The sequence below is a fragment of the Bradyrhizobium guangdongense genome (assembly GCF_004114975.1).
In the GTDB taxonomy this organism is placed as follows: Bacteria; Pseudomonadota; Alphaproteobacteria; order Rhizobiales; family Xanthobacteraceae; genus Bradyrhizobium; species Bradyrhizobium guangdongense.
Window position 1 is genome coordinate 4,354,732 of record NZ_CP030051.1, and the last position, 26,015, is coordinate 4,380,746.

Below are 26,015 nucleotides of genomic sequence, written 5' to 3' on the forward strand. Positions count from 1 at the left end.
CATTGCGAGTGTCCCACCCGTCAGAACGAGTACTTGCCCGCGAGAACGAAAGTTCGTCCCGGGAACGGATGGAACAGGAAATACTGCTCGTTGAAGAGATTATCGATGCCGAAGTCGAACGCGAAATTCTTCGTCGCGTTGTAGTGGATCTTCAAGTCTACAACGAAAAAGTTATCGAAGGCGCCGTAGACGTGCGGGATGATATCCGAGTTGTCCAGCGTCGAATACTGCTTGCCGCTGTAGCGCGCGGCGACCGTATAGGCCCAGCTGTCATTCGGCCGGTAGGTAACGCCGAACTTGGCGCGCCAATCGGGCACGAAAGGCACGCGCTTGCCAACCACGTTGGTTGGCCCTTTCCAGTTCGGGTCGGAGACGATCCTGGAATCGACGTAAGTGACGCTGCCGAAGACTTGTAGGCCGCTCACCAGTACATTGTCCTTGTCGGCCGACAATTCGATACCCTGCATACGTATCGCCGCGACGTTGCTGACGGCTGTCTGCACAGACTGCGCCCCACTTGCGTCGGTCACCGTGGTTGATTGTGAGATCAACGCATTGTTGGTCCGCTCGCTGAAAACAGTCAGCCGTACCCGCCCGTTGACCCAGCGCCGTTCAAGGTTGAGCTCGCCGGTGAAGTCCTGTTCCGGCGACAAGAGCGGATTAGCCAGATAGGTGACGCCGCCGACGCTGATGTTCTGGTAGAGCTCGGTCACCGTCGGATAGCGGTAGGCTTCGCCGAAATTCGCGGTGACGTTCCAGTCCTTGTTGGGGTCGAACGATAGCGATGCTTTCGGCGAGAAATTGGTCGAGGAGAGGCCCGGCTGCCAAGTTGGCACTGCCGACGTGACGACGCCGGCGCTGGTTGTCGTGGTGTTGAGGTTGAAGCCTTCAACCGCCTGCCAGCTTTCCAATCGGCCGCCGAGCGTCAGCTTGACGATTGGCGTGATCTTCCAGGCATCCTGCACCCACAGGGCCTCGGTGCGCGTCTCTCCGACACCGGTCGAATAGAGCTGGCCGTTGCCGGTCCCGGGCGCATTGAACCAGACGGTCGAGGCGTAGACCGGGTTCTCCAGCCGGTAGCGGTCACCATGCACGCCAAAGCTGATTTCATGCGGGCCATCGATGCCGAACGGACGCCAGATGCCCTTGGCGTCGGCGTTCTGCCAGTTGGTGCCGTCCATTCGCGTCACTTTGCCATTCAACGAATAGCCAAGGCCCGGCGACGGCACCACAGTGAAGGGATTGACCAAGCTGTCCTGGAGATAGTTGTAGCTCGAGGCCGCAAGATCGAAGTCGAACACACCCTTGGTATCGCTCTTGAGCGAGACCGCGTTGCTCATGTGGAGCTGATCCCAGGTGTACCTGCTGTTCGCAAAGCTGCTGATGCCGCCGAACGTCGGCAAGCCCGTCGCGGTCGATTTGAGATAGGTCTGAGGATCGGAGGTCTGGTGATTGTTCCAGATGCCGAGCGAGTAAGTTACCTGCACCCATGGTGTGACATCGTTAGCGACCCGTAAGTTGCCGGACGTCTGCTCTGAGTGCGCCAGGGCACCGGTGCCCACGACGTTGGCCACGCCCCCGGTCTTGTTGAGCGCGGCAAAGCCGCCGGTCGTGCCGGCCGGGAACGAGGCATTCGTCGTGTAGCTCAACGGCTGCTGATGGCTGTCGAGATAGTTCGCGCTGACCAGCCAGGACAGCTTGCCCTCGCGATTGCCAGCGGCAGTGCTGGTCTGGCTGGTTATATAGACGTCCTTGGTGCCATATTGATTCCACGGCATCACCGAGACGGTTTCCTTCGCCACCGCAAACGGCTTGTCGGGCATCTTGGACGTGATCAGCAGAACGCCGCCGATCGAATTGCCGGGATAGGCGGCGGCGAACGGACCGTTGAGGAAATCGACCCGCCCGATCGCTTCGGGCGAAATCAGATTCCATTTCGGCGAGGCACCGGAATTGTTGTTGCCGATCAACGCCGAGACCAGCAGGTCGTCGTAATAGATCAACGAGCGCGCGCCCGAGTTCAGGCCCCAGCTTCGCGTCGCAAGCACGGCCTGATTGTCTCCGTCATTGCGCTTCCGGACAAACAGGCTCGGCATGTATTTGACGGCGTCCTCGGGGTCCTTGAGGTTGACGATCTCATCTACCTGCTTTGCCGTGATGCTGAACGAGCGCTGCGGCAGCTGATAGCGCGCCACTGCCGGTGGCTGATCGAGCGACGCACGGGCACTGCCCGCGCCCTGCTCGTTGGCCGCAGCGACCGAAGCCGACCGCTCGACAGTCGGCTTTGTTGAATTTCTCCTGGCGCCAGCCGTTTGCACCGCCGCCCTGCGCGGCTTGGGCTTCAGCGTCGCGGGTGCATCGACGGTCACCGCAGGTAATTCTCGCGGGCTGTTCTGGGCGAAAACGCCACTCGATGAGGCAAGCAGCGCCGCCTGAGCGGCAACGATGCTCACGCCGCAACGGGCATGACGGGATAACATGGGGCATTCCTGACGCCGGTTCTGTTTCCGGCCATTCGACAACATCAATCGTCAACCGATGAACGGAAGCGATCACGAGGGTCATCGTCAGGAAAAGGAGGGAGGTCCCCGCGCCTGGGCGCTCGAGCCCTTATGGGCCGCAAGCAGGGAAGCGTCCGCTTCACGCCACACTATGCGCTCCGCGTGGCGGAGCGGAACGGAGAGTAGCGTGTACGGCGGCGAATCGAAGGACGCGCTGGCCTGCGCAAGACAACACAGAGCGCAGGCGCCGGCAGGTGCAGCGGGCGAACCGTTCTGGTCGCTCGGGTCGCTAATACTGTGACAAATGCCGCCGGCGGCAAGCGGATCGGCAACGGCCTGGCCGGCCGCCCAGCAGGCGGCAATCGGCGCCAGTACCTGCATCGCCAGGGCGAGCAGGACGACCGGTAGGAATTTTTGCAGCCGTGAGCGCATCTGCCGAACCATTCGTTCGTCTGCTAATTAAACACCGCCCCCATTCCGAGTCGAGATCGGTTCCGTCGCCTTCTTGGCCCAGCGCAAGTTTTCTCAGGAATCGTGGCTATGACAGTTCACTACGGACTGCAGTCCAGCATTTGAGGCAGGTCAAAACCTGGCCCATCGGATGCGGACCCACACATTTTCCTATATTTGTCATATACTTACACGAAAAAAGGCCTATCGTTGCGTCAGCCGCTCATATTTTGAACAATCGTTGCCGAAAATGATGACAAGTGAGAAAAGTTGATCTAGCATCCTTCTTGCTCAGGCCTGACCGCGAGGTCGAAGTCTGGTGGTCCAAGTCTCGGGAGGAGCCCCTGACGCGCAAAACGCAGCGTCGCCCCGCCAATCAAGATCAAATCTTAGAATCGGGGATAATAGGGTCGACACAATTTTTGAGCGGGGCCAGGGCCCCGCTCTTTTTTTGCCTGCGCGGCTGATGCGCCGGTGAGCACGTCGTCCAATCCGATCGAACAAAGCTTTGAGCTCGCAGCCTTGCGCTGCGCGGACCTCACGCCCCTCGTCTATCAACGGCTGTTCAGCGAGCGTCCTGAAACGCGGGCGATGTTCCGGTCGCAGGGCAGCGAGCTCGTGATGGGATCGATGCTTGCGCTGACGATCGAAGCGATCCTCGACTTCGCCGGCGAGCGCCGCGGGCATTTCCGCCTGATTGCCTGCGAGATCGCCTCACACGAGGCCTATGGCACGCCGCGCGAATTGTTCGTCGCCTTCTTCGGCATCATCAGGGACACGCTGCACGACCTCCTCGGCGATGAATGGTCGCCCGAAATGACGCGGGCCTGGGATCGGCTGCTCGTCGCGATCGAAGCTTTCGCCCGCATTACAGCGTAGTTCTTCGCGCTGCACCACCGCTGCTGCGATCCCGCTGTTGAGTGACACCAAGTCTTGTGAGACACTTTGCGCCTCGGTTGCGCAATCAATGACGCGCCGACGACAAAATATATGGGAGCGAGCGATGTCCGGGACGAAAGATTTCTCGACGACGAGGCGCGATCTTCTTCAGGCGGCTGCGACCGCCGGCGCCGCGACTGCCATCCTCGGCAGCATGGGCATAAACCCGGCACTTGCCGCCGAAGTCGGACGGAGCGAGAAGCCGCTGAAGGCGGCGTTCTCCAACGCAGGCCTCCAGGCCACCTGGTGCGCACAGGGCAAGCAGGCAGCGGAATTCTGGGGCAAGCTGTTCAATGTCGAAGTCACCTGGTTCGACGGCCAGCTCGACGCCGTGAAGCAGCGCGCGGCGATCGACAACATGGCCTCGCAGAAATGGGATTTCGTCGCGATCCAGGCCTTCGGCATCGGCACGCTCACCCAACCCGTGCAGAAGATGATCGACGCCGGCACGCCCGTCATCGACATGGATACGCTGATTGCACCGCTCGACCAGATCAACGTCCACTCCTTCCTCGCTCCCGACAACGAATTCATGGGCGCCTCGGTGACACAGGCGCTGTGCAACGCGATGGGCGGCAAGGGCAAGATCATCATGACCCAGGGCGCGCTCGGCCACACCGGCGCGCAAGGAAGAGCCAAGGGCTTCAACTCGGTGGTCAAGCAATTCCCTGGCATCGAGGTGCTCGACACCCAGCCGGCCGATTGGGACGTCTCCAAAACGGCGCGGCTGTGGGAAACTTATCTGACGAAGTATCCGCAGATCGACGCCGCGTTCTTCCACAACGACGACATGGCGCTGGCCGCCGCCAACATCATGAAAGCCCACAACCGCACCAACATCCTGATCGGCGGTGTGGATGCGATGCCGCCCGCGATCCAGGCGGTCAGCGAGGGCCGGATGTTCGCGACCGTCCGCAATCCGTCCTGCCGCATCCACGGCGGCGCGATCATCGCCGGCGTCGCGGCTGTGGTCGGCGGCGAGAAGAGCGGCCAGGGTATCCCCAAGAACGTCGTCACCGACGGTCCTGTCGTGACCAAGACCAATGCCCCCGGGATGCAGTGGATGGAAGACCATTTCCTGATCTGAAATCCTCCAAGACCTGAACTTGCATGCCTGAGGGTCGTCAGCCCATCATGGAACTGAAGGGCATCACGAAGAGCTTCGGCGGCGTCGAAGCCCTCCGCGGTGTCGACTTCGCGCTTCTCCCCGGCGAGATCCACGGTCTCGTCGGCGAGAACGGCGCGGGAAAAAGCACGCTGATGAAGATCATCGCCGGCGTGCACACCGAGTTCTCCGGTCGCTTCCTGATCGACGGCCAGGAGACCCACTTCCGCTCGGCGCGCGACGCGCACACGGCCGGCATCGCCATGGTGCATCAGGAGCTCTCGGTCGCACCCGATCTCACCGTCGCCGAGAACGTCTTCCTCGGCAATCAGCCGACCAACGCCCTTGGCCTCGTGCAGTGGCGGCGCATGGCACGCGAGGCCGGCGAGCAGCTCGCCCGCTTCGGGATCGACGTCGATCCGATGTCACGGCTCGGCGACCTGCCGATCGGGCTCCAGCAACTGATCGAGATCGCCCGCGTGCTGTTCTCCGGCGCGCGCATCGTCATCCTGGACGAGCCGACCTCCGCCCTCTCCCCACCCGAGGTCGAGCGGCTGTTTACGACGTTGCGGCGGCTGCGCGAGCAAGGCACCGCCATTATCTTCATCTCGCATTTCATCGAGGACATCCTTCGCGTCTCCGACACGGTCACCGTGTTTCGCAACGGGCGGAAGGTCGCGGAAACCGCGAGCGACGCAACCAGCAAGGGCGCGCTGATCGAGGCCATGATCGGCCGCGGCGGCGAAGCGCTCGAGCACAGCTACACCGATGATCTCATGTTGCCGCGGCCGAGTGACAGCTCGGTCGTGCTGAAGGTCGACCAGCTGTCGCTGGCGCGCAGCCTCAAGGACGTCTCGTTCGAGGCGCGCGCGGGCGAGGTGCTCGGCATCTACGGCTTCATGGGCTGCGGCCAACAAGAATTGTCGCGCATCCTGTTCGGCAAGCTGAAGCCCGACGCCGGCACGCTCGCCGTCGAGGGCACACCGAAAACCTTCACCAGCACGGCGGCGGCGCGGCGCGCAGGCGTGGCACTGGTGCCGGAAAGCCGGCGCGCCATGCTGTTTCACCAGGAGCCCGTCTACAAGAACATCTCGATCAGCATCCTCGACCGCATCTCGTCGCTGCTGCTCAAACCCGCGCAGGAGCGCGACATCGCCAAACGTCAGGTCGAGCAGCTCCAGATCAGGCCGCCGGTCGTCGGCCTCGATCTCGGCATGCTGTCCGGCGGCAACCAGCAGAAGGTCGCGCTGGCAAAATGGCTGACCTACCCGCCCAAGCTGCTGGTGCTGTGCGAGCCGACGCGCGGCATGGATGTCGGCGCCAAGAACGACGTCATCAACATCGTCCGCGACCTCCGCGCCAGGGGGCTCGCGATCATCGTGCTGTCGACCGAGCCGGAAACGGTGCTGTCGCTGGCCGACCGCATCCTCGTGCTCAAGCGCGGCGCGGTGGTGCGGGAATTCAAGAACGAGCCGGTCAGCAAGGACCGCCTGCTGGAAGCGGCGTGACGGAGAAGCACAATGGCGAGCAGTGAGACGGCAGCAGCGACGGATCAGCGCGCCCGGGGTCTTGCGTCCTTCCTGCGCTCGCAGATGCGCAACATCGCCCCGTTCCTGACGCTGATCTTCCTCTCCGCGTTCTTCGCCTTCGCCAGCCCCTCCTTCGCGACGATCGACAATCTCGGCAACATCCTCACCCAGGTGTCGGTAACCGGCATCATCGCCGTCGGCCTCACCTTCGTGATCCTCTGCGCCGAGATCGATCTCTCGATCGCCAGCATCGCCAACGTCACCGGCATCGCGGTCGCCTACTTCACGCTGCAGGAATCCTACGTCAACATCGCCAACATCCCCCTGCCCGGCGCGGTCGCGATCATCCTGTCGATCCTGCTCTGCGCGGCGCTCGGCCTCGTCAACGCGCTGGGGCTGACGGTGATCGGCATCCCCTCCTTCATCATGACGCTGGCGATGATGCAGATCGCAGCCGGCATCTCGGCGCTCCTGGTGCGCGGCCAGATCGCCTACAAGGTGCCGAGCCTGATCTCGACGCTCGGCTCCGGCTCGATCGGCGGCATCCCCTGGATCGTCATCGTCGCCGCCATCATGCTGCTCGGCGGCCACCTGGTGCTGACCTACACGCGCTTCGGCCGCTACGTCTACATGGTCGGCGGCAACCGCGAGGCGGCCGAATATTCCGGTCTCAACGTCAAGCTCATCCTGGGCGCGGTAATGATCATCTCCGCGGTGTGCTCGGGCATCGGCGGCATGCTGGGCGTCGCCCATTTCGGCAGCGCGCAGCAGAACGAGTTCGACACCTACCTGCTCGATTCCATCGCCGCCGTCGTGGTCGGCGGCACCAGCCTGTTCGGCGGCCGCGGCGGCATCGGCAACACCATCGTCGGTCTCTTCGTTCTCGGCGTGCTCAACAACGGCCTCGACCACGTCAACATCGACAGCTTCCTGAAGATCCTGATCCGCGGCCTGATCCTGCTGGCGGCCCTGGTCATCAATGTCTATGCGCAACGCTTGAGAGAAAAAGCCGCGGAGTGATCGGCCGCCAAAACGAAGTCGCGAAAACAACCCCATGCACAGTACAAATCATTGGGGAATTCGGCGCGGAGCGACGCGAGCCGGCGCCTTCAGCCGCGTTTGACACGTCGGGCAAAACAGGAGCATGATGGCATCATCGCGAAGGGCCGTCGGCAGGATCGCCCGCTTCCCGATCATCCGTTGGGCGCGCAACACCAGCATCGCAAGCACACACTTCCAGCCGCAGCCAGCCTATGGCAAAGGCGGGCCAGGTCCTCCAGTCCAAGGTCATGCAATGAACGTACCTGCAAATCTCGCGGAGAAGCTAACCACTTTCACCGAGCGTTTCTCGCCTCGTACTGTCGCGGTTTACAACGACAACGACATCATGGTGGCGAAGCTCGAGGGGCCGTATCACTGGCACAAGCATGATGACACGGACGACTTTTTTCTCGTGCTCAGGGGTACGCTCGACATCGAGCTGCGGGATCGGACGATCAGGCTCAACCCCGGCGAGGTTTTTGTCGTCCCGAAGGGAGTCGAGCACCGGCCCGTGGCGCATGGTGAAGTGCACATCCTGCTGATCGAACCCACGGGCACGCCGAACTCAGGTGACAAAGCGACCGCCGCGCCTCGCATCGTCGCTTGACCCCGACGAATCCTGATCCTCACCGACGATTCGATCTGCTGCCAAGCACGTTCGCCTGGCGTCCTGATCGCAACTAGGTCAGCATTGCCCGATTTCGGTCCGATCCTCGTCGTCTGCCAGCGGCTCAAAGCGGCTCTTGAGCATCTCGAACGTGTTTCGGACGATGAAGAGGCTTCCGTCGAGATGCGCATTACGTTTATCGACCCGACGCCACGCTTCGTCTTCTGAGTATTCAAGATGGTAGAGCCGCGTGCGAGCGCCTAGGGCCAGAACAGTCGCCCGTGTCTCATCACGCTGGCGCCGCGACCAAAAACCGAAATCAAGCACGCCGTCTAAGCCAAGTTTCAAACAGCGTGTCCAGTTTTTGTCGACCAGGTCCGATACGCGCTGATGAAATGCGGCAAATTGATCCATTGGCGGATCGTCGCCGTACAAACTGGTCATCCATTCGTCGTGACTGAAACGGATAGCCGGAAGCTCTTCCTCCAAGCGTCGCGCGAAGGTCGTCTTTCCCGCACCGAGGTATCCATGAAGGAGGTGAGCTGTAGCCATGAAGAATCCAATAAACGACCGCGATCACTTAGATCAATCAGAACGTGTAAGCCAGCCTCCTTAACCGCCGAGGAAGGAAACATGTCCGGTTCGGGTCAAAGCGCGAAGAACTCAGGTTGAGCAAATCTGGTCCGCTCTGCCGCGATGAGCGGACCTCCGTCAGACACGTTTCAACTTCGCAGATGGGCCAAGAGGCGACCTGAGCTCTATCGAATGATGTTGGCCTCGCCGATAACGCCGGCCTCCCAAAGATAAAACTTCCCCTTCGCGGTGAGTGCCGAAGTAGCTTCTGCGCCCGATAGAAAAACGAAGCCAAGCGTTCGCCGTTCGCCCGGCGTCATTTCGCTTTGAAGCAGCGGATAGCCGTCCCAACCGTCGACTGGAGCCTTATTTGTGATGCTGCACGGACAGCCCCAGCCGAGCCCGACGGGTGACTTCCTCCCTGCTGCGTCGGCTGGATAGAGGTAGACCTCTGCTGTTAGGTCAGGAAGACCAAGTGCAAGGCGTTGTCTCAAAGTGGATTCTCGGGCCATCGGCTGTTCATAGCAAGCGTGAGTTGCGAAGTCTGCTCGGGCCAATAGGAGACATTGGAAAACAAAAGATGGTCGCCAACTGCGGCCGCCTTACCTCCATTTCGCGCGGCCACTCCCGAAATCTGGATGCCGAGCCTGAAACTCATCCATAAACACGAGGCGGGCTTGGTTGAGAATATCTCGAGCCTCTTTCGAATAACCGTATTCCTCGGCTAACGACCAAAGGTCATAAACCTGGAGCATGAACTCTTGGTATCGTTCGGCTGGATCGACCAGATGGCCATACTTGTCTCGCTCACCCGCCATAATCGTCTCCGAAAGCAACAAAGAGAGAGAGGAGCAGACCTCTCATAGGTCTGCAATGGGTCAAAGGCTGCCCTCGGAGGCCAGCATGCCCTGGTCGATCATCTTCCCGGAGCGGACATCTCTGCGCTCAAGGCTCAGGTCAGCAACGGGCCACAAGCTGACACGCGAGGCATCATCCGTCGCAGCATCATGGCATTTGGCTGACGAATAGGATCATCAAGCCCAGCGCAAACCACACCAGTAGGGGTGCTTCGACGCGGATTGCCCAGCGGCGATAGAAACGCCCGGTCAAGTCGAAGTCTGTGGGGTCGGTTAGAAACGCAACGCTGCGGGAGCGCGACATCCATTCCCAAAATGTTAGATCTCGTCGAGGAAATCGGTGTTGGAGCATCTTGGTCAGCAGCATGAGGTGAACCAGCCACAGAACTCCCGATCCTCCCAACCAAACATCGAACACAGGGCCCAAGGCTTTTCGTCCTCATCGAGACGTAAGTTTAACTAAAGGAGAAACGCAATCCAGAGCTGAGGTCAAGACTAAGCGTCCATGTCCGAACCGCACGAGCGAGTGGACATTCTTGTCCGCTCAGGGTCAAAGGCTGCCCTCGGAGGCCAGCATGCCCCGGTCGGTCATCTTCCCGGAGCGGACATCTCTGCGCTTAAGGCTAAGGTCAGCCACGGGCCAATTCCGGGCGTAAGGACGTTCGGTCTTAGGCCAAGATGGCGCGCACGGCCGAGGAAGATGGCGCTATAAAGCCGCCGATGGGAATGATTGAACCCGGGACGAGATTGGGGCGACCAACCGGACGCATGGCCCAATTTTTTGGAGAGTTGCTCTTCTCGATAGTCGGCGCCTTTGTTCGGGACGTCGTGTATTCCCTGTGGCTGAAATTTGCGACCTGGCTTGAGCCGAAGATTCAGGGACGAACTGCAAAACTCATTATCGGGTTGCTTCTAGGAATTGGGCTGTTCTTCCTTATGCCGATCGTATCGGGGCTGTTGGGCCTTTGATCTCCTAAAGCGCATTCGGAAGGACTAACACGATCCCGACTTCCTGCTTGAGGATGCCCATGGCGATCGCGCCGACGTGGGAGGCTTGGTTGTTCTTCATCTCCGCCGCCTGATCCTCGTGGTCGGCAAAGCGTAAAGCAAATATCGCTCTGCCTCATCGAACCAGATGCCGGCGAGCAGACCGTCTTCGAAGATGAAATGCGGAGGCTTGCGACTTTGGCGCTGAAACGAGGCAGGTTGAACGAGGCCATTGGCAACGGCGACAAGCGATCCGGGAATGAGTTGCATGAAGCGATTGCTGATCTTCACGATCCTCTTTCCGCCGCTGGCGCTGGTCGTCTTCAACACGCCTGACATGGTCGCCGGACGCTTTGGTCTGATGGACATGAACGCGCTCCAATCGGCCTACATTATCGCGGTCATTCCCTCCTGGCTCGTGGCTGCGATCGACTGGTGGCAGACCCGGCTCTGGGCAACGACCGTCGCGGGAGCCGCTCTCTGCTACGTGGCGGCATTCTCCATCGGATTTCCGTTCAGCGATGCCTTCTCGGTTCTGATGGTCGGGCTTGTTGGAGCGGTACCGGCCGCTGTGTGTTCATGGTTGTCGAGGAAGGCAGCCACGAGGTGACGCCACACGCGAGCCCGCCAGCGCTGTATTCGCAGCCTGGTCATCTCATTTCAGCCCGGTGAGCACCCATTCCGGCTGAAGAACCGGATAGGCGATCAGCCCAATAACGGCCGTGACGGCAATCAGCGCGGGGTTGCTGATTTTCCAGCGGAACAGCACGGCGAGCGAGACAATGCCGATCAGCGCGGTCAGCCAGTCGCCGATCGCGATCTTGCCGAGCAGGAAGCATGCGCCCAGAATGGTTCCGATCGCCGCCGCATACGCGCCCTTCACGAACCCCTGCACGTTCGGATTGTTGCGGTGTCGCGCCAGCAAGGGCGCAACGATCAGGACCAGCAGGAAGGAAGGCAGGAAGATCCCGACCGTCGAGATCAGCGACCCCCAAAAGCCTGCTACCAGGTAGCCGACAAAGGTGGCCGTGATCACCACCGGCCCGGGGCTCATCATGCCGATCGCGACCGCGACCAGAAATTCGCGCTCGTTGAGCCAGCCGTATTGCTGCACCAATCCCTGCTCCAGGAACGGGACGATCACGAGGCCGCTGCCGAACGTCAGTGAACCCGCTTTGAGAAAGAACAGCAGCAGCTTCCCCAAGGTCGATCCGGTCGCGGCCGGCGCGACACCGGGGGCCGCCGCGGGGATCACCGCAAGCTGAAGGGCAACCGGCGCACGCTTGATGTTGCCGTAATAGATGATCCCGACGATCCCTGCCCCGATGAACAGAAATGCGACCTCCGCCTTCAGGATCACCGTCACGGCGAGGCAGACCGCGGCGATCGCCCATTGCAGCCAATCTTCCATGCCGAGCTTGGCGAGGCGATAGCAGGAATGCAGGATCAATGCGATCACGGCCGGGCTGACGCCATAGAAGATGCCGGTCACCGCCTTGAGATCCCCGAGATGAACATAGAGCGCGCCAAGGGCCGCGACGATGACGAAGTTCGGCAGAATGAACGCCCAGCCGCCGGCCCAGGCGCCCCAGAAGCCGCAACGCAAATAAGCAATGAAGATGCCGACCTGGATTGCGAGCGGACCGGGAAGCGACTGGCAGATGGCGATGGTCTCGCGCATCTGCTCTTTGGTGAGCCACTTCTTGTCGCTGACGAGCTCGCGCTCCATCTGACCAACGAGGGCGACCGGCCCGCCGAAGCCGAGAAAGCCAAGTCGCAGGAAATAGCGAACCATTTCGCCCATTCCGCCGCGTTCGGTCGTCGTCGTTGTCGTCGTCATCACTTGTCCCCCTTGTCGTAGAATGCTGGCTGCAAAATGCCATCGAGCGGTCCGCCGAGTCCCATCGGGATCAATTCGATCTGATCGCCGCTGCGCGTCACCTGGTAACAGCCGTCGTCGTTCTCTCCGAGATAAAGGCAAAGCTGGTCCTTTTCGACGACCCATTTGCCTGTCTTCTTCACGCCCATCGAGAAGCTTCGCAGCGTCCCGTCCTTCTCATAGACAAGCCGATAATGAACCTCGTCCGTCAGCTGCTTCCCGGCGAAGCCGTTGCGAATTTCCGCCCCGCTCAGCTTGCGAAGATTTGCCGCCATGACAGAGCCCGCATCGAGGGTGACCAGTCCGCCGATGCCGGTCGCGAGTGCCGCGACGAGGCAGCTCGCAAATGGGCCGTTCGATTCCGCCATTCTCACTTCTTGCAGGCTTTCAGACACATCTGGTACTCGGTCTTGCAGGCCGGACCGGCGTAATTCTTCATGCATGCCGCGCGCTGTTCGGCGCAGACTTTGCAGGTCTGCGCGTCAGCATGTTCGCTGGCCAGCAGGCCTGCCAGCGCGAACAGCGTGACAGCAAGATTTCTCATCCGCAATTTCCCCGTCATGTCTCCTCCTCAGCTTTCCCTCGCATATTGATCGTAGAGTGCGGAGGCGTTGTCCCACCGAATGGCCTCCATGTAGATGTCGACATAGCGGGCCGCCGCCGCACCGAAGTCCATGTGATAGGCATGCTCGTACATGTCGAGCACCAGCACGGGGCGGCCGCCGGCAAGCGTCGTGGTATGGTCGGCAGCCCATTGGTTGACGAGCCGCTTGCTGCGCGGCGAATAGGACAGGATCACCCAACCCGATCCACCGCCCTCCGCTTTGCCCATCGCAGAGAACTCCGCCCGCCATCGCTCGATGCTGCCGAAGTCGCGCACGATGGCCTCGGCGAGTGCACCGCCCGGCCCGCTCGCGCCTCCGAGGCTGTCGAAATAGATCTCGTGCAGGATCATCGAATTCATCGCGATAAGCTCTTCGCGCTTCAAGCCGTTGATGATGAAGTTCGGCGCCTTGGCAAAGTCCAATTCGGCGAGTTGCGCGCCGATCGCGTTGAGCCGCTTCACGGCACCGCCGTAATTGTTCTCGTAATGGCTCACGAGAACCTTCTCGGAGATGCCGCTGATCGATTTTGGATCGAACGGCAGCGGTTTGACCTGGTAGGACATTGCCTCGGCTCCTCTCAACTCTTGGTGCTGGCGGTCTTGTCGAGCGCCGCCCGCAGACCTTCGGCGAGTTTGACCGCATCGTCGTTCGCCCAGAAGTGCATGAAGAACAGTCGCGGCTGCTCGTCCAACATGTGGCTGTGCAGCGCGGTGACCTCGATGCCGTGCGTACGCAGCGCCAGGATCACCGGATTCACCTCGTCGGCTGTCAGCACAAAATCGCCGGTGATGGCGGCCTTGCCTCCGCCCGTCGGCTGGAAGTTGATGCCGATCGCAACGCCCATCGGGCCGACGGGAGTCAGCGGCATGCCCTCCTCCGTGATCGGGTCGCGCCGCTTGACGTTGAACTGGTACACGCCGCCGTTGGCCTGGCCCTTCACGCCGATGATCTGGTCGAGCTTGGCGGTATCGAGATCGACGGCGGGCGGCGGGCTAGCCGGTGCTGCGACGGTAAGCGGCGTCTTGCTTTCGCCGAGCGCAGCGTGGATCGCGGTGGCCAACTTAAGGGGATCCCCATGGCCGGCGACATGCATATAGAACGTCGCCGGGCTCGCGCGCAGCAGATGATTGTGGACGGCCGTGATCTCGAGACCATCAGCGATCATCTTGGCCATCACGGGGTTGATCTCGGTCTCGAGCAACACGAGGTCGCCCATGACCATCGCGCCGCCATGGCCGGGCTTGAACGCGACCCAGCCGCCGAGCGCCAGCGCCGGCTTGATCGCCACCCCGTCCAATGTCACCGCGAGATCGGTGCGCGGAAAGCCGTAACGGTGGACGTCGTCCGAGACAGCCGCCTTGCGGCCGAGCGTGTCGTCGATCTTCTGCCAGTCAATGCCATCCGCGGCGTGAGCCATCGCGACGAATGGCGTGAGCATATCTCGGCCAAGGCCGTTCGCGCCGAGAACGGCGGCGCAGGCTGCTGCGCCGATCAATACAGCGGTGATCTTTCGCATCGCGCGTCTCCTTATTTCTGCTCTTTGACCTGCCCGCTGCTGTCGACGACGAGCCGGACCGGCTTGCCATCCTTGATCGCCTTGGCGCTGATGCCTTCGGCGGTCGACTTGACGTCGCTCACCTGCGCATAGCCAGCCGCCTGTATCCGGGCGACGAGCTCCTCCTGAGTCAGGGCAAGCGCGGGCGAGAGTCCACCCGCGCTTGCCAGCAACAGAGCTGCAGACGCGATGATTTGCTTTTGCATGATCATTCTCCTGGTCTTGCTCCCAGCCCGGGTTCCGTCAGTGTCGTCGCCTTTCGGGCGACGATGGCGCGCTGCAGCGGCATGAGCAGTCATGCCCGTCAGCGCTTGCCCTTGTTGGTCGGCCAGTTGTGCGTTTCTCCGGTTGCGTCCCGACACCATCGATAGAACGCGTCGTAGAGCAGCATGCCGGCATTCAGCTGTTCGAGGTCGTCATCGAACATGCGCGACAGGCCGAGCGAGGCTGCAAGCAGGCCCGGAGCCTCCGGACTGAGATCGAGCCGCGCCGTGTCGGCGGCCCGCACCATCTCGGCGAGCCTGACCATCGGCGGTGTCGAAAGCCCGAATTCCTGCACCATCACGTCGAAGGTGCAGAGTTCGCCGCGGTGGCTCCAGAACACGTTTTCAATGTCGAAGGGCGTGGCATTGAACCGGTCGGCCGTCGCCTCGACTTCCGGAGCCGAGACGTAAAGGAACACCGCGGCAGGATCGATGAAGCGCCGGATCAGCCAGGGACAGGCGATACGGTCGATCTTGGGTCGTGCCCGCGTGACCCAGACCGTGCGGCCCCGTCCGTCGCGCTTGGGCATCCTGCCCACTGGAACGGTCGGAAGCTTTGCTTCCTTCCAGGCGAGATGGCCCCCTTCCAGGGATTCTGCATCAACGTTGCTGCAACGGAGCCAGGCGGCCGTTCCTTCGCTGAGTTTCTGTCCCTTTTGGCAGATGACGACCACGGACTGCCCGGTCAGGGACGAGGCCCAGTCCTGAACGTCGAGATGGAAACGTCGCGTCGCGCCGGGTATCAAACGCGGGTCGGCCGCGAAATCCTCGTCGATGCGGACATCGATCAGCGTCGGCGCGTTGGCCGTGCCGATCAGGCGGGATAATTTGTCGGGTGAAATCGAAGTGTATGATGTGGACATGCTGCGCCCTTGGTGATCAGGACGCGATTCTTGGGCATGTCGCCTCGCGGGGAGATCGCAATTCCCCGGACCGGAAATAAAAACCCTGGTGATCGGGCTGTCAACCCGCCCGTGCCGGAACAGGCAAAGAAATCAACTCGAAGACATCAACGGTCGAGGCTGGCGTCGCACAGTATCTGCGAGCTGCCGGCCCCCATTAGCGCGGCGTGAACTGGTTGAGGTCGTGAATGCCCATCTGCTGCTCCAGCTGGGCGACGCGATCCGCCATCTTTTCGAAACCGTCAGCGCCGAACAATTCGTGCTCCTTCTTCTCGAAGTCCTCGGCCATCGCGTCATACTCGTTGGAAGACACAACGTCTTTCAGCTTCGGAAAGAGATCAGTGTCCTCCCGCGCCGCGTGCGGCCGGTACATCGTGATGAAGGATTGCATCGCGCCGATCAGCCGTTTGCGGTCGTCGGCGTTGCTTCGGCCCGACGGCGCGAGCCTCAGGATGGTGTCCGTGACCTTCCGGCCAGCCTCGTGCTGGCGCAGCAGGGTATCCACCAGATCGGTCATCTGGCCGGCTGCCTTGAAGCGTGGGAAGACGTGCTGCTCCTCGGATTTTTCATGATAGTTGTTGATGAAATCGCGGACGATGCCGGCGGACTGCGTGATCAGGGCAGGATCGAAATCTTCGTTCGATGCGAATTTCCGGATTGCGGTCTCATAGAGCAGCAGCACGCGATCGAGTACGCCGTGCTCGCGCATCAGGTCTTCGGGCGGAGTGACTTCTTCATCCTTCTTGTCCACGCGCTTCTGCTTCGCGCCGCCGCTCTTGCGTTCGGCAAAGGCTGGCCTTGTGATGACGGCGGGCGCCGCGACCGCCGCCAGCGCTCCTCCGAGCAACAGCAAGCGGCGCTTGCTTGGCATGACGACCATCGCGGCACTCCCGTCTCTATCCGAACCCTTGTGACGCCGGGGCGCTCAGCGCCAGGCCTTTTCGTTCTTCTGCTCGTAATCCCTGAAGGCCTTCTCGAGCCCGCCCAGAACCTCGGCTGAGGTCTCGAACATCGCCTTGAGCTGGGGTTCATCCACCTTCTGCACGTCTTCGCGCAGATGGTTCCTGATCTCCTGGAACGCCTTCTGCATCTTCTGCGTATGGTGCCGGGGATCGCGATCTGCCGCACTTGCCATGCTCAGTCTCCTCGCTGCTAATATGGCCCCGTCGGACTCGAAAAAGCGTCCGGCGCGACGGCGCACCAACTGATAATTGCAGGCCTCGTTCCAATGACGAAATTCGATAAGACCGCATGAATTTCAAGCATTTGCTGACCGGATTGGACATCGTTGACAGAGCCTCGATAGACTTGTCCCGGAACCGGATCGCGCATCCGTGAGCAATCTCAATCCGTCAACCGACGTATCCGTCGCCCAGCGGTCCCGCGCCGGCTCGCCGCTCGAAGTCCTGCGCATCTTCCTCAAGCTCGGCCTCACCTGCTTCGGCGGTCCGATCGCCCATATCGGCTACTTCCGCGACGAGTTCGTGGTGCGGAGGAAGTGGATCGACGAGCACGCCTATGCCGACCTGGTCGGGCTGTGCCAGTTCCTGCCGGGCCCCGCCAGCAGCCAGGTGGGCTTTTCGATCGGCCTGCTGCGGGCCGGCTACCTCGGTGCGCTTGCCGCCTGGACCGGGTTCACCTTGCCATCGGCCTTGATCCTCGTCCTGTTCGCCTATGGTGCCGGCGCGCTGGGCGGGCCGGTCGGCGCCGGCCTGCTGCATGGACTGAAGCTCACCGCCGTCGCGATCGTGGCGCAGGCGGTCTGGGGCATGGCGCGTAATCTCTGTCCCGACCGCGCGCGCGCCTCGATCGCGACTGTCGCGGCGATCATCATCCTGTTCAGCACGGCATCGATCGCTCAGATCGGCGCAATCATCCTCGGCGGGCTCGCAGGTCTCTGGCTATGCCGCAGCGATGCGCCGGTGCCGTCAGGTCACGTCGAGATGCCCGTGTCTCGAACCGTGGGGCTGGTCACGCTCGGGACGTTCTTTGTCTTGCTGGCCGGGCTTCCCGTGCTGCGCGCCCTGACGGGATCGGCGGGCGTTGCCCTGTTCGACGCCTTCTATCGTTCCGGCGCGCTCGTCTTTGGCGGCGGGCACGTCGTGCTTCCCCTGCTCCGGGAAGCTTTCGTCGCGCCGGGCTGGCTCAGCGACGATGCCTTTCTTGCCGGTTACGGCGCGGCCCAGGCGGTGCCGGGCCCGCTGTTCACTTTCGCGGCCTATCTCGGCACAGTGGTCTCTCCGGAGCCGCACGGCGTGGCCGGCGCGGCGCTCGGCCTTGTCGGCATCTTCCTGCCCGGCATCCTGGTCCTGCTCGGCGCATTGCCGTTCTGGGATTCTTTCCGGAAGCGTGCCGGCGCCCAGGCCATGATGCGCGGCGTCAACGCCGCCGTGGTCGGCGTGCTCGGTGCTGCGCTGTACAGTCCGGTCTGGACCACCAGTGTGCATTCGCCAGAGGATTTCGGCATCGCGCTTGTCGGCTTCGTCCTGCTGGTCGCCTGGCGCGCACCTCCGCTCGTGGTCGTCGGCTTCAGCGCCGTCGCGGGAACGGCGATGGCGCTGCTTTAGAGAGGTTCACCCTCAGTCGCGGCCAGTTCTGCGCGGCCGGCAATCTCATCGGCGCGCCAGCACCGCACCGCATGCCCGTCGGGCCGCGTCTCCAGCACAGGCCCCGGCTCGTGACGGCACACGTCTACGGCGTAGCGGCAGCGCGGGCTGAAGGCGCATCCGTTCGGCGGATTGAGCGGATTGGGCAGGTCGCCGCCGGTCGTGGCGAGTGGAGCATGGCGCAGCGGATCGGGGATGGCTGCGATCAGGGCCTGCGTATAGGGGTGCGCAGGACGTTCGAAGATCTCGCGCCAATCGCCGTTCTCGACGATTCGGCCGAGATACATCACGGCGACGCGGTCGCTCATATGCTCGACGACGCCCAGATCGTGGCTGATCATGATGTAGGACAGGCCGAGCGTCTCCTTCAATTCCAACAGCAAATTGATGATCTGGGCGCGGATCGAGACGTCGAGCGCCGAGACGGGCTCGTCGCAGATGACGATCTTGGGATTGAGGATCAGCGCGCGCGCAATGCCGATGCGCTGGCGCTGGCCGCCGGAGAATTCGTGCGGGTAGCGGTCGGCCTGCTCGGGCCGCAGGCCGACATGCCGCAGTATCGTGGCGACGCGGTCCGCGATCTCGCTTCGCGCGGTCACGCCGTGCACACGCAAGGGATCTTCCAACGTCCGCCGCACCGTCTGGCGCGGGTTGAGTGAGGCGTAGGGATCCTGGAACACGATCTGGACGGTGCGGGCGAGCGCCTTGCGATCGGCTGACGGCCTTGATGTCACGATCTGCCCGTCCAGCACGATCCGGCCGCGCGTCGGCGCCAGCAGGCCCAGGATTGACAGGGCGACGGTCGACTTGCCGGAGCCGGACTCGCCGACCAGGCCGAGGCATTCGCCGCGCTTCAGGGTGAGATCGACTCCGTCGACGGCGCGGAGCAGCCGACGGTTACGGCCCAGCACGCCGCCGCCGACAGGGAAATGAACGGCGAGATCCTCGACGCTGAGAATGAGATCGTTGTCCGGCCTCCCCTTGCCCGATTTGTTCTTGGGCTCATGCATGGTGGTGACACCTCACCAGCCCGCCCGCCTCCAGCATGTCCGTCTCAGGCGGGGTCGTGCGGCACATCTCGGTCGCCTGCGCGCAGCGCGGATTGAAGCGGCAGCCCTCCGGGAAGTTCGTGATGGCCGGGACGACGCCCGCGATCTCCTTGAGTCTGGAGCGGCCAAGCGCTGCGCGGCTGCCCAGCCGCGGCAGCGAGTCGACGAGGCCCTGCGTATAGGGGTGCGAGGGCTTGCGGAAGATATCGGCGGAGCCGCGCTCCTCGACGATCCGGCCGGCATACATCACGGCGACGCGGCGGCAGACATTGGCGACGAGGCCGAGATCGTGGCTGATCATCAGGATTGCCGTCCCGCGCTGGGCGCAGAGATTTCGCATCAGCTCGATGATCTCGGCCTGCACGGTGACATCGAGCGCGGTGGTCGGCTCGTCCGCGATCAACAGATCCGGCCCGCAGGCGAGCGCGATCGCGATCATCACGCGTTGGCGCATGCCGCCGGAGAGCTGATGCGGATAGTCGTTGACGCGCCGCTCGGGCGCGGGGACGCGGACGCTCGCCAGCGCCTCGACCGCCAGCTTGTTGGCCTCGCGCCAGCTCTTGCCCTTGTGCAACACGAACATCTCGGCGATCTGCCGGCCCACAGGCGAAACCGGATTGAGCGCCGTCATCGGCTCCTGGAAGATCATGGCGATGCGATTGCCGCGCAGATCGCGCTGAGCGGCCGCGGACAGGTGCTGGATCTCCCGCCCGTCAAAGCGGATGACGCCGCCGCCGATCGACAGTGGTGACCGCAAAAGGCCGATCAGGGCCAACGCCGTGATGCTCTTGCCGCAGCCGGATTCGCCGACGAGGCCAAACGTCTCGCCGCGCGAGATGCGGAATGAGACGCCCTCGGCCGCCGCGACGCGCCTCTCACCATCGTCGAGATCGATGCGCAGATCCTCGACTTCGATCAGCGGCGCGCCCGTCATGTCCGCCGGCTCCGCGATTGCGGATCGAGAATGTCGCGAAGGCCGTCGCCGAGCAGGTTGAGGCCGAGCACCGTCAGGAAGATGGCAAGGCCCGGAAAGACCGAGAGCCAAGGCGCCGTCGTGATCTGCTCGCGCGCGTCCGACAGCATGCTGCCCCAGCTCGGAAACGGCGGACGCACGCCGAGACCGAGGAACGACAGCGCGGCTTCGGACAACACCGCGCTGCCCATGCCGAGCGTGCCGATGACGACGATCGGCCCCAGCATGTTCGGCAGCAGCTGTGTGATCATGATGCGCAGATCGCCGTAACCCAGAACGGTCGCCGCCTGTACATAGCCCTGGTTCCTGAGCGACAGCGCCGAGGCCCGCGCGATCCGGCAGGTGAACGACCAGTTGGTCAGCCCGAGTGCGATCAAGAGGCTGGTCAGGCCCGGTCCGAGCACCGCCATGATGGCAAGCGCGAAGATCAGCGAGGGGATCGCGAGCATGAGATTGGTGAGGGCGTTGACGACATCGTCCCACCAGCCGCCCCAATAGCCCGCGCTGAGGCCGAGCGCGACGCCGATGACGCTGTTGATGAGCTGCGAGACGATGCCGACCGTCAGCGAGACGCGGGCGCCGTAGACGACGCGGGAGTAGATGTCGCGGCCCTGGTCGTCGGTGCCGAACCACCAAGTCCAGCTCGGCGGCTCCTCCGCGTTCATGAGATTGGCGTCGAGGACCGGATCGGTGTGCGCCAGCCACGGCGCCAGCAGGCCGACCAGGATCGCAAGCGCGAACAGGCCGCCGCCGATGACGAGATTGGCGCGGAGCTTCATGCGTATCTGATCCTGGGATCGATCACGCCGTAGAGCACGTCGATCAAGAGATTGATCGCGAGAAAGGCCAGCACCACGACCAGAATGGAGCCTTGGACGGCGGGAATGTCGCGCTGGAGCACGCTGTCGACCAGCAGCGAGCCGATGCCGGGCCAGGAGAACAATTTCTCGACCACGACCGCCTGCCCCATGAGCGCGCCGAATTGCAGACCCATGGTGGTGAGAATGATCACGAGCGCGTTGCGCATCACGTGCCACTTCACGACCCTTGTCTCACTCATGCCCTTCGAGCGCGCGGTGCGGACGAAATCGGCAGTCATGATCTCGAGGACGGCGGCGCGCGTCGTCCTGGCCAGCAGCGCCATCGGCGAGACACCGAGCGTCACCGCCGGCAGCAGCAGATATTTGAGGCCGCCGTCGCCATAGCCGAAGCTCGGCAGCCAGCCGAGCTTCAACGCGAACAGATACATCAGCACCAGCCCGAGCCAGAATTTCGCGATCGAGAGGCCAGATACCGCCGCGAACATCGCCGCGCTGTCGACGAAACCGCCGGGCCGCAATGCGGCGACGAAACCGAGCGGCACGCCGAGCAGAACCGCGAAGGCCATGGACGCGAAGATCAGCTGCAGCGTCGGCCAGGCGCGCTTGGCGATCATGGTCGTCACGGGCTCGCGGGTCCGGAACGAGGTTCCGAAATCACCGGTCGCGAGCTTGGCGATGTACTTGCCGAAGCGCGCATAGACGGGATCGTTGAGGCCGAGCTGCTGCTTCAGGCGCAGCTCGACTTGTGGATCGACGTCGTCGCTCATGGTCGAGGCGATGCTGCCGGGCACGACGCTGAACAGCACGAACACCAGCATCACCACGGCGAGCACGGTCGGAATGGTCTGCAGCAGACGACGGATCAGGAAGGAGAGCATCGGCACTTTCTTCCCTCCCCCCATCGCTCAATCGCGATGGAGGGAGCCAAGAGAACGCGTGTCACTTTGCGGGCGAGGTGTCGTCGACCCAGAGCTCCTCGGCGTTCTGGTGGGTCAGCTCCGTCGGGTTCTTCTGAATGCCGTGGAGCCAGGGCTGCACGGCCATCACCGCCTTGTTGTAGTTGAAGAACCAGACCGGCGCCTCCTCGTAGAGCAGCGCATTGGCCTTTTGCAGCAGCTGCGTGCGCTTTGCGTCGTCATCGGCCTGCCCCGCCTCGTCGAGGATCTTGTCGAAATCGGCGTTCTTGAAATTCATGTAGTTGCAGGCCGGCTGCGGCGTTGCGGAGTGGAAGCATTTCAGCGCGGCCAGCGGATCGGGGCCGCTCTGCTGCGAATAGATGAAGGCCTGGTAGTCGCCGGTGCGCACCACCTCCGCCAGCACCGCGGTCTCGACCTGCTTGACCTTGGCCTTGATGCCGACCTTGTCCAGCATCGGGATGACGGCCGAGACGATCGGCAGGCCCCAGCTTTCATTCTGGCTGGTGGTCCATTCGAACTCGAAGCCGTTGGGATAGCCCGCTTCGGCAAGCAGCTGCTTGGCCTTGGCAGGATCGTAGGGGTACGGCTTCATCGTCTTGTCGTAGGCCGGCGAGGTCAGCGGCAGCCAGCTGGTGGCGCGGTAGGCCTTGCCCTTGACCAGCTTGCTGATGATCAGATCGGTATCGATCGCGTAGTTGATCGCCTGCCGCACGCGCTTGTCGGCGAACGGCTTGAACGCGGGATTCATGCCCATGTAACGCGTGAAGACCTCGGCGACTTCGACGAGCGTGCCCTTGAGGTCGGGATCGGCCTGATAGGCGACATATTGGGCCGGCCCGAGCACCGACGTGTCGATCTCCTTGTTGCGGAATGCGACATCGCGCGCCGCGGCCTCACCCATGATCGAGACGATGAGCTTGTCGGCGTAGGGCTTGCCCGGCTTGTAGAACCGGTCCCACCGCTCCAGGACGATGCGCGATCCCGGTACATGCTCGACGAGTTTGAACGGCCCCAGTCCGATCGGATGCTGGATGAAACTTTCCTTGGCACCCTCGTCGGCAGGATAAATCGACGTCAGCGCGGTGAAGAAATAGAAACCGGGATCGACCTTCTCAGTCAGCTTCATCTCGAGGGTAAAGTCGTCGATCTTCTTCAGGCCGGAGATTTCCTTGGCCTGCCCCTTCTCGACCGCGGCCGCACCCTCGATGATGCGGACGAAACGCGCGCCCGGATAGGCCTTGGTGCCGTCCATGATGCGGTTGAAGGACCAGATGATGTCGTCGGCCGTCATCTTGCGGCCATTGTGGAAATAGGCGTCGTCGCGCAGCTTGAAGGTGTGAACCAGGCCGCCGCCGGAAACCACGTCCTCCTTCGCGAGCTCCAGCACCGGCTTTCCTTCGGCGGAATTCCAGATGTAGAGCGAGCGATGCAGCGCCTTGGCGTAGATCTCGTCCTGGGCGCGCTGGGTGGTGTGAATGTCGAGGCTGGTGAAGCTCGAACCATAGGGCGCTGTCATGCGGATGGTTCCGCCCTTGCGCGGCGTCTGCGCCTCCGCTGGTCCCGCGAGCGCCAATCCCAGGCCCGCGACGATCGCCAACATCCTGAACATCATGTGTCCCCCCGACAGCGCAGCTACTCCGATCAGCGATTTGATCATCCGTCGCCTGTCGAATGCAAGCTTCGTTTTGGTGGCAGCCGATGCCGGTTCCTGAGGCAGGGACGGAGACTACATGACGGGTTGCATTCCTGCGCGACGCAAGCCCGCCTGATGACGCAGTGCGTCATCGGGCGACCATCCCTTGCGCTCGCAATGACGGAGCCCTCTCGCGACGTCTTCAGACTGACAATTCCGGCTGCCAATCCCGCAGCTTTCGCGCAGCTCCCGTCACGTCGGCGATGGTCCGAAACGCCGCCGCTTCCACCATCATCCCGCGCGCGAGCCGCACGGCGCGGGCCTCGCTGATGGCGCGCTTCCTCGGGTCCTCGATCAGCTCGAAATCGATGTTGTGGGCGAGGCCGAAAATGCGGCGGATGGTTTTGGCGGCGGCAAAGCCAACGGTGTCGGTGAAGAGGCGTTGCATGTAGGCCTGCCGCTCGGCCTTGAGGCGCGCAGCGCCCTTATCGCCGGCGAAGAGCGGAAGAGGATAGGCATCGCCACTCGCCTCCGTGCGCCAGAGGTCGAGGAATTTTCGCGAAAATTCGCTCCAGACCTGCTCGACCGTCTCCAGCACCCAGGTCTCGAACTCGTGCCGCTCTCCCGCCGCGCGCTCATGGCCGGCGGAGGCGAAATAGGCCATCAGCAGATTGGCCAGCACGGCGCCGACGTCAAATCCCATTGGACCGTAGAAGGCGAATTCCGGATCGATCACCCGCGTCTGGCTTTCCGTCACCATGATCGAGCCCGTATGGAGATCGCCATGGAGCAGCGCCTCGGGGCTCGCCATGAATTTCAGCTTCAGCCTGCTGATCGCGACATGCAGCTCCATGTCATCGCGCAAGGACGCTGCGAGGCCATCGAGATAGGGCGCGGTCCAGCGGTTCTGCTCGGCGATGCGGTAGGGATCGGTGAAGATCAGATCCTCGGTGATCTTGCACAGCGCGTGGTTGCCGGCGAAGGCCGCGATAGCTTCCTTCTTCTCGGCCGCCGGGAGCGCGAGGTCTGAGGTGAAGAACAGATTCCGCGCCATGAAGGTGCTGATGTCGTCGGCGAAGCGCGGATAGCGCATGCCCGCCACGAGCCCCTTCCGCATGATGATGTGCGGCTCGAGCAGCTCCATCACGGTGAGCGCCAGCGTCTCGTTGTGGTGCAGCAGCGCCGGTACCAGGCCGGGCGCGAGCTTGGCCTGCCGGGACAGCGCGAGATATTCGTAATGGGCCCGCGACAGCGGCAGCGGCCAGCTCTCGCCGACGAGGCGGACGTAAGGCAGTGCCTGCTTGACGGCGACGCCGCCGCGCGCGCCCTTGACGATGAAGACGAGGTTGAGATTGCCGTCGCCGACCTCGGTGATGGCCCAGGCGGCCGGCTCGCCGCCGAGCTGGGCTGCGATGTCAGGCATGCCCGCGAGATAATCCCGCAAGGCCGCCTCCTGCAAAATTCGATAATCCCCCCGCCCCTGCGTCATGACGATCCATCCCATCCAATTGGGCCGGATCGTTACTCCCGCTCCAGGAAGCTCGAGCCGATCTCGGCCTTTCTTTTGATGGGATCGTAATCACAATAGACGCTGTCCGCTACCAGTGTGTAGCTGGCATAGACGGTGTATTTGTCTGTTTTGACCGAGTTCAACCCGATCACCGAGGTGCTCTTGCCTCCGTTCCATTTGAAGGGCGTCGAGCTCTTGGCCTGCTCGCAGGCCATTACCGCCTCGTTGAAGACATAGCCCTCGACGAACGCTTTCAATGTTCGCACCTGCACGGCCATCTTCCATTCGAAATAGCCGATGCCGCCAAGGCCGGCGACGACAAGCACGAGAAGCGCGACGACGATCCTCTGAAAAGTCATTCGTTCCCCCAGTATCAGAACTCGCTCCGCCGTCATTGCGAGCTTGGTTGAGATCTCTCGTTGCTTACTCTCCTAAAACGGCATTCCCATCAAACGCGATAGCCGGTCGAGCGAGAGATAGCCGGCGTGATAGGCGGCAATGCCGAGGCCATAGATGATCGCCGAGATGATTGTGGTCCAGACCAGCTTGCGCTTCATGCCGGTCAGAACAGGGGCGCCGGGGTCCGTGCCCGGCGCGCCGAGGCCGTCCTCGTGCTGGCTGCGCACGCCGAACGGCAGCGTCAGGAACAGCGATATCCACCAGATGACGAAGTAGATCGCGAGCCCGGTTGAGATTTGATAGGCCATGGGCGA

At 62.6% G+C, this 26,015-nt stretch carries 30 protein-coding genes; 8 read left to right on the forward strand and 22 right to left on the reverse strand.

Annotated features, from left to right (window positions below; all coding sequences use genetic code 11):
- Nucleotides 1–20: 20 nt before the first annotated feature.
- Together X265_RS20825 and X265_RS20830 are read right to left on the reverse strand one after the other, a co-directional pair.
- Nucleotides 21–2,480, reverse strand: coding sequence for a TonB-dependent receptor (locus X265_RS20825; RefSeq protein WP_164938714.1), 2,460 nt, complete (start codon nt 2,478–2,480; stop codon nt 21–23).
- Between the two features lie 87 nt (nt 2,481–2,567).
- Entirely contained in the window at nt 2,568–2,945 is a 378-nt protein-coding gene (locus tag X265_RS20830; protein WP_164938715.1) for a DUF2946 family protein, read from the reverse strand.
- 480 nt (nt 2,946–3,425) lie between these two features.
- Here X265_RS20830 and X265_RS20835 point away from each other — a divergent pair, with 480 nt between their 5' ends.
- From X265_RS20835 to X265_RS20855, 5 genes are all read left to right on the forward strand, one after another.
- Nucleotides 3,426–3,830: a globin gene (locus X265_RS20835; RefSeq protein WP_128966516.1), complete on the forward strand. Its 405-nt coding sequence runs from the start codon at nt 3,426–3,428 to the stop codon at nt 3,828–3,830.
- A 124-nt stretch (nt 3,831–3,954) separates the two neighbouring features.
- Nucleotides 3,955–4,977, forward strand: a complete 1,023-nt coding sequence (locus X265_RS20840) for a sugar ABC transporter substrate-binding protein (protein WP_164938716.1) — start codon at nt 3,955–3,957, stop codon at nt 4,975–4,977.
- Between the two features lie 23 nt (nt 4,978–5,000).
- Entirely contained in the window at nt 5,001–6,503 is a 1,503-nt protein-coding gene (locus tag X265_RS20845; protein ID WP_128966518.1) for a sugar ABC transporter ATP-binding protein, read from the forward strand.
- Between the two features lie 12 nt (nt 6,504–6,515).
- Nucleotides 6,516–7,544, forward strand: coding sequence for an ABC transporter permease (locus X265_RS20850; protein WP_128966519.1), 1,029 nt, complete (start codon nt 6,516–6,518; stop codon nt 7,542–7,544).
- A 274-nt stretch (nt 7,545–7,818) separates the two neighbouring features.
- Nucleotides 7,819–8,172, forward strand: a complete 354-nt coding sequence (locus X265_RS20855; protein WP_128966520.1) for a cupin domain-containing protein — start codon at nt 7,819–7,821, stop codon at nt 8,170–8,172.
- Between the two features lie 78 nt (nt 8,173–8,250).
- Here X265_RS20855 and X265_RS20860 read toward each other — a convergent pair whose 3' ends face one another.
- From X265_RS20860 to X265_RS40650, 3 genes are all read right to left on the reverse strand, one after another.
- Nucleotides 8,251–8,724: a P-loop nucleotide/nucleoside kinase family protein gene (locus X265_RS20860; protein ID WP_128966521.1), complete on the reverse strand. Its 474-nt coding sequence runs from the start codon at nt 8,722–8,724 to the stop codon at nt 8,251–8,253.
- A gap of 206 nt (nt 8,725–8,930) precedes the next feature.
- A complete protein-coding gene (locus tag X265_RS20865; protein WP_188637389.1) occupies nt 8,931–9,257 on the reverse strand; it encodes a hypothetical protein in 327 nt (108 codons plus the stop codon).
- 493 nt (nt 9,258–9,750) lie between these two features.
- Nucleotides 9,751–9,969 (reverse strand): hypothetical protein, encoded by a 219-nt coding sequence (locus X265_RS40650; protein ID WP_164938717.1) that lies wholly within the window; start codon nt 9,967–9,969, stop codon nt 9,751–9,753.
- Between the two features lie 311 nt (nt 9,970–10,280).
- On the opposite strand from X265_RS40650, the gene X265_RS20875 reads away from it, so the two are divergent.
- Nucleotides 10,281–10,571, forward strand: coding sequence for a hypothetical protein (locus X265_RS20875; protein ID WP_244659355.1), 291 nt, complete (start codon nt 10,281–10,283; stop codon nt 10,569–10,571).
- A 286-nt stretch (nt 10,572–10,857) separates the two neighbouring features.
- Entirely contained in the window at nt 10,858–11,199 is a 342-nt protein-coding gene (locus X265_RS20880) for a hypothetical protein (protein ID WP_128966523.1), read from the forward strand.
- 45 nt (nt 11,200–11,244) lie between these two features.
- Here the strand turns inward: X265_RS20880 and chrA (X265_RS20885) are convergent, their stop codons facing one another.
- From chrA (X265_RS20885) to X265_RS20915, 9 genes are all read right to left on the reverse strand, one after another.
- Complete coding sequence (gene chrA / locus X265_RS20885) at nt 11,245–12,429, reverse strand: chromate efflux transporter (protein ID WP_164938718.1); 1,185 nt, start codon at nt 12,427–12,429, stop codon at nt 11,245–11,247.
- A complete protein-coding gene (locus X265_RS40655) occupies nt 12,429–12,836 on the reverse strand; it encodes a hypothetical protein (RefSeq protein WP_164938719.1) in 408 nt (135 codons plus the stop codon). The genes chrA (X265_RS20885) and X265_RS40655 overlap by 1 nt, the downstream gene beginning before the upstream one ends.
- A gap of 2 nt (nt 12,837–12,838) precedes the next feature.
- Complete coding sequence (locus X265_RS40660) at nt 12,839–13,012, reverse strand: hypothetical protein (protein WP_164938720.1); 174 nt, start codon at nt 13,010–13,012, stop codon at nt 12,839–12,841.
- A gap of 27 nt (nt 13,013–13,039) precedes the next feature.
- A complete protein-coding gene (locus X265_RS20890) occupies nt 13,040–13,636 on the reverse strand; it encodes a superoxide dismutase (protein ID WP_128966525.1) in 597 nt (198 codons plus the stop codon).
- A gap of 14 nt (nt 13,637–13,650) precedes the next feature.
- Nucleotides 13,651–14,589 carry a DUF1259 domain-containing protein gene (locus X265_RS20895; RefSeq protein WP_128966526.1) on the reverse strand — a complete coding sequence of 313 codons (939 nt, stop codon included), beginning with the start codon at nt 14,587–14,589 and terminating at the stop codon, nt 13,651–13,653.
- Between the two features lie 11 nt (nt 14,590–14,600).
- The gene (locus tag X265_RS20900) at nt 14,601–14,834 is read right to left on the reverse strand and encodes a hypothetical protein (protein WP_128969352.1); all 234 of its coding nucleotides are present in this window, start codon (nt 14,832–14,834) and stop codon (nt 14,601–14,603) included.
- A gap of 98 nt (nt 14,835–14,932) precedes the next feature.
- Nucleotides 14,933–15,754 (reverse strand): chromate resistance protein ChrB domain-containing protein, encoded by an 822-nt coding sequence (locus tag X265_RS20905; RefSeq protein ID WP_128966527.1) that lies wholly within the window; start codon nt 15,752–15,754, stop codon nt 14,933–14,935.
- Nucleotides 15,755–15,950: 196 nt separating this feature from the next.
- Nucleotides 15,951–16,673, reverse strand: coding sequence for a hemerythrin domain-containing protein (locus X265_RS20910; RefSeq protein ID WP_128966528.1), 723 nt, complete (start codon nt 16,671–16,673; stop codon nt 15,951–15,953).
- 45 nt (nt 16,674–16,718) lie between these two features.
- Nucleotides 16,719–16,928 (reverse strand): hypothetical protein, encoded by a 210-nt coding sequence (locus X265_RS20915; RefSeq protein WP_128966529.1) that lies wholly within the window; start codon nt 16,926–16,928, stop codon nt 16,719–16,721.
- A gap of 199 nt (nt 16,929–17,127) precedes the next feature.
- Between X265_RS20915 and chrA (X265_RS20920) the strand changes: the two genes are divergently transcribed.
- Nucleotides 17,128–18,360, forward strand: a complete 1,233-nt coding sequence (gene chrA, locus X265_RS20920) for a chromate efflux transporter (protein ID WP_128966530.1) — start codon at nt 17,128–17,130, stop codon at nt 18,358–18,360.
- On the opposite strand, the gene X265_RS20925 is transcribed toward chrA (X265_RS20920), so the two are convergent.
- The 8 genes from X265_RS20925 to X265_RS20960 all read right to left on the reverse strand — a co-directional run bounded on the left by X265_RS20925 (nt 18,357) and on the right by X265_RS20960 (nt 26,009).
- On the reverse strand, nt 18,357–19,409 hold the full coding sequence (locus X265_RS20925; RefSeq protein ID WP_128966531.1) for an ABC transporter ATP-binding protein: 1,053 nt from the start codon (nt 19,407–19,409) through the stop codon (nt 18,357–18,359). The two genes, chrA (X265_RS20920) and X265_RS20925, sit on opposite strands and share 4 nt — an antisense overlap.
- Complete coding sequence (locus X265_RS20930) at nt 19,402–20,382, reverse strand: ABC transporter ATP-binding protein (protein WP_128966532.1); 981 nt, start codon at nt 20,380–20,382, stop codon at nt 19,402–19,404. Before X265_RS20930 ends, X265_RS20925 begins: the two co-directional genes overlap by 8 nt.
- Complete coding sequence (locus X265_RS20935; RefSeq protein ID WP_128966533.1) at nt 20,379–21,200, reverse strand: ABC transporter permease; 822 nt, start codon at nt 21,198–21,200, stop codon at nt 20,379–20,381. The genes X265_RS20930 and X265_RS20935 overlap by 4 nt, the downstream gene beginning before the upstream one ends.
- Nucleotides 21,197–22,120, reverse strand: coding sequence for an ABC transporter permease (locus X265_RS20940; RefSeq protein WP_128969353.1), 924 nt, complete (start codon nt 22,118–22,120; stop codon nt 21,197–21,199). Before X265_RS20940 ends, X265_RS20935 begins: the two co-directional genes overlap by 4 nt.
- A 61-nt stretch (nt 22,121–22,181) precedes the next feature.
- Nucleotides 22,182–23,771 (reverse strand): ABC transporter substrate-binding protein, encoded by a 1,590-nt coding sequence (locus tag X265_RS20945; protein WP_128966534.1) that lies wholly within the window; start codon nt 23,769–23,771, stop codon nt 22,182–22,184.
- 223 nt (nt 23,772–23,994) lie between these two features.
- A complete protein-coding gene (gene mtnK / locus X265_RS20950; RefSeq protein ID WP_128966535.1) occupies nt 23,995–25,281 on the reverse strand; it encodes an S-methyl-5-thioribose kinase in 1,287 nt (428 codons plus the stop codon).
- 32 nt (nt 25,282–25,313) lie between these two features.
- On the reverse strand, nt 25,314–25,661 hold the full coding sequence (locus tag X265_RS20955) for a hypothetical protein (protein WP_128966536.1): 348 nt from the start codon (nt 25,659–25,661) through the stop codon (nt 25,314–25,316).
- A 72-nt stretch (nt 25,662–25,733) separates the two neighbouring features.
- The gene (locus X265_RS20960) at nt 25,734–26,009 is read right to left on the reverse strand and encodes a DUF1467 family protein (protein WP_128966537.1); all 276 of its coding nucleotides are present in this window, start codon (nt 26,007–26,009) and stop codon (nt 25,734–25,736) included.
- Nucleotides 26,010–26,015: the final 6 nt, after the last annotated feature.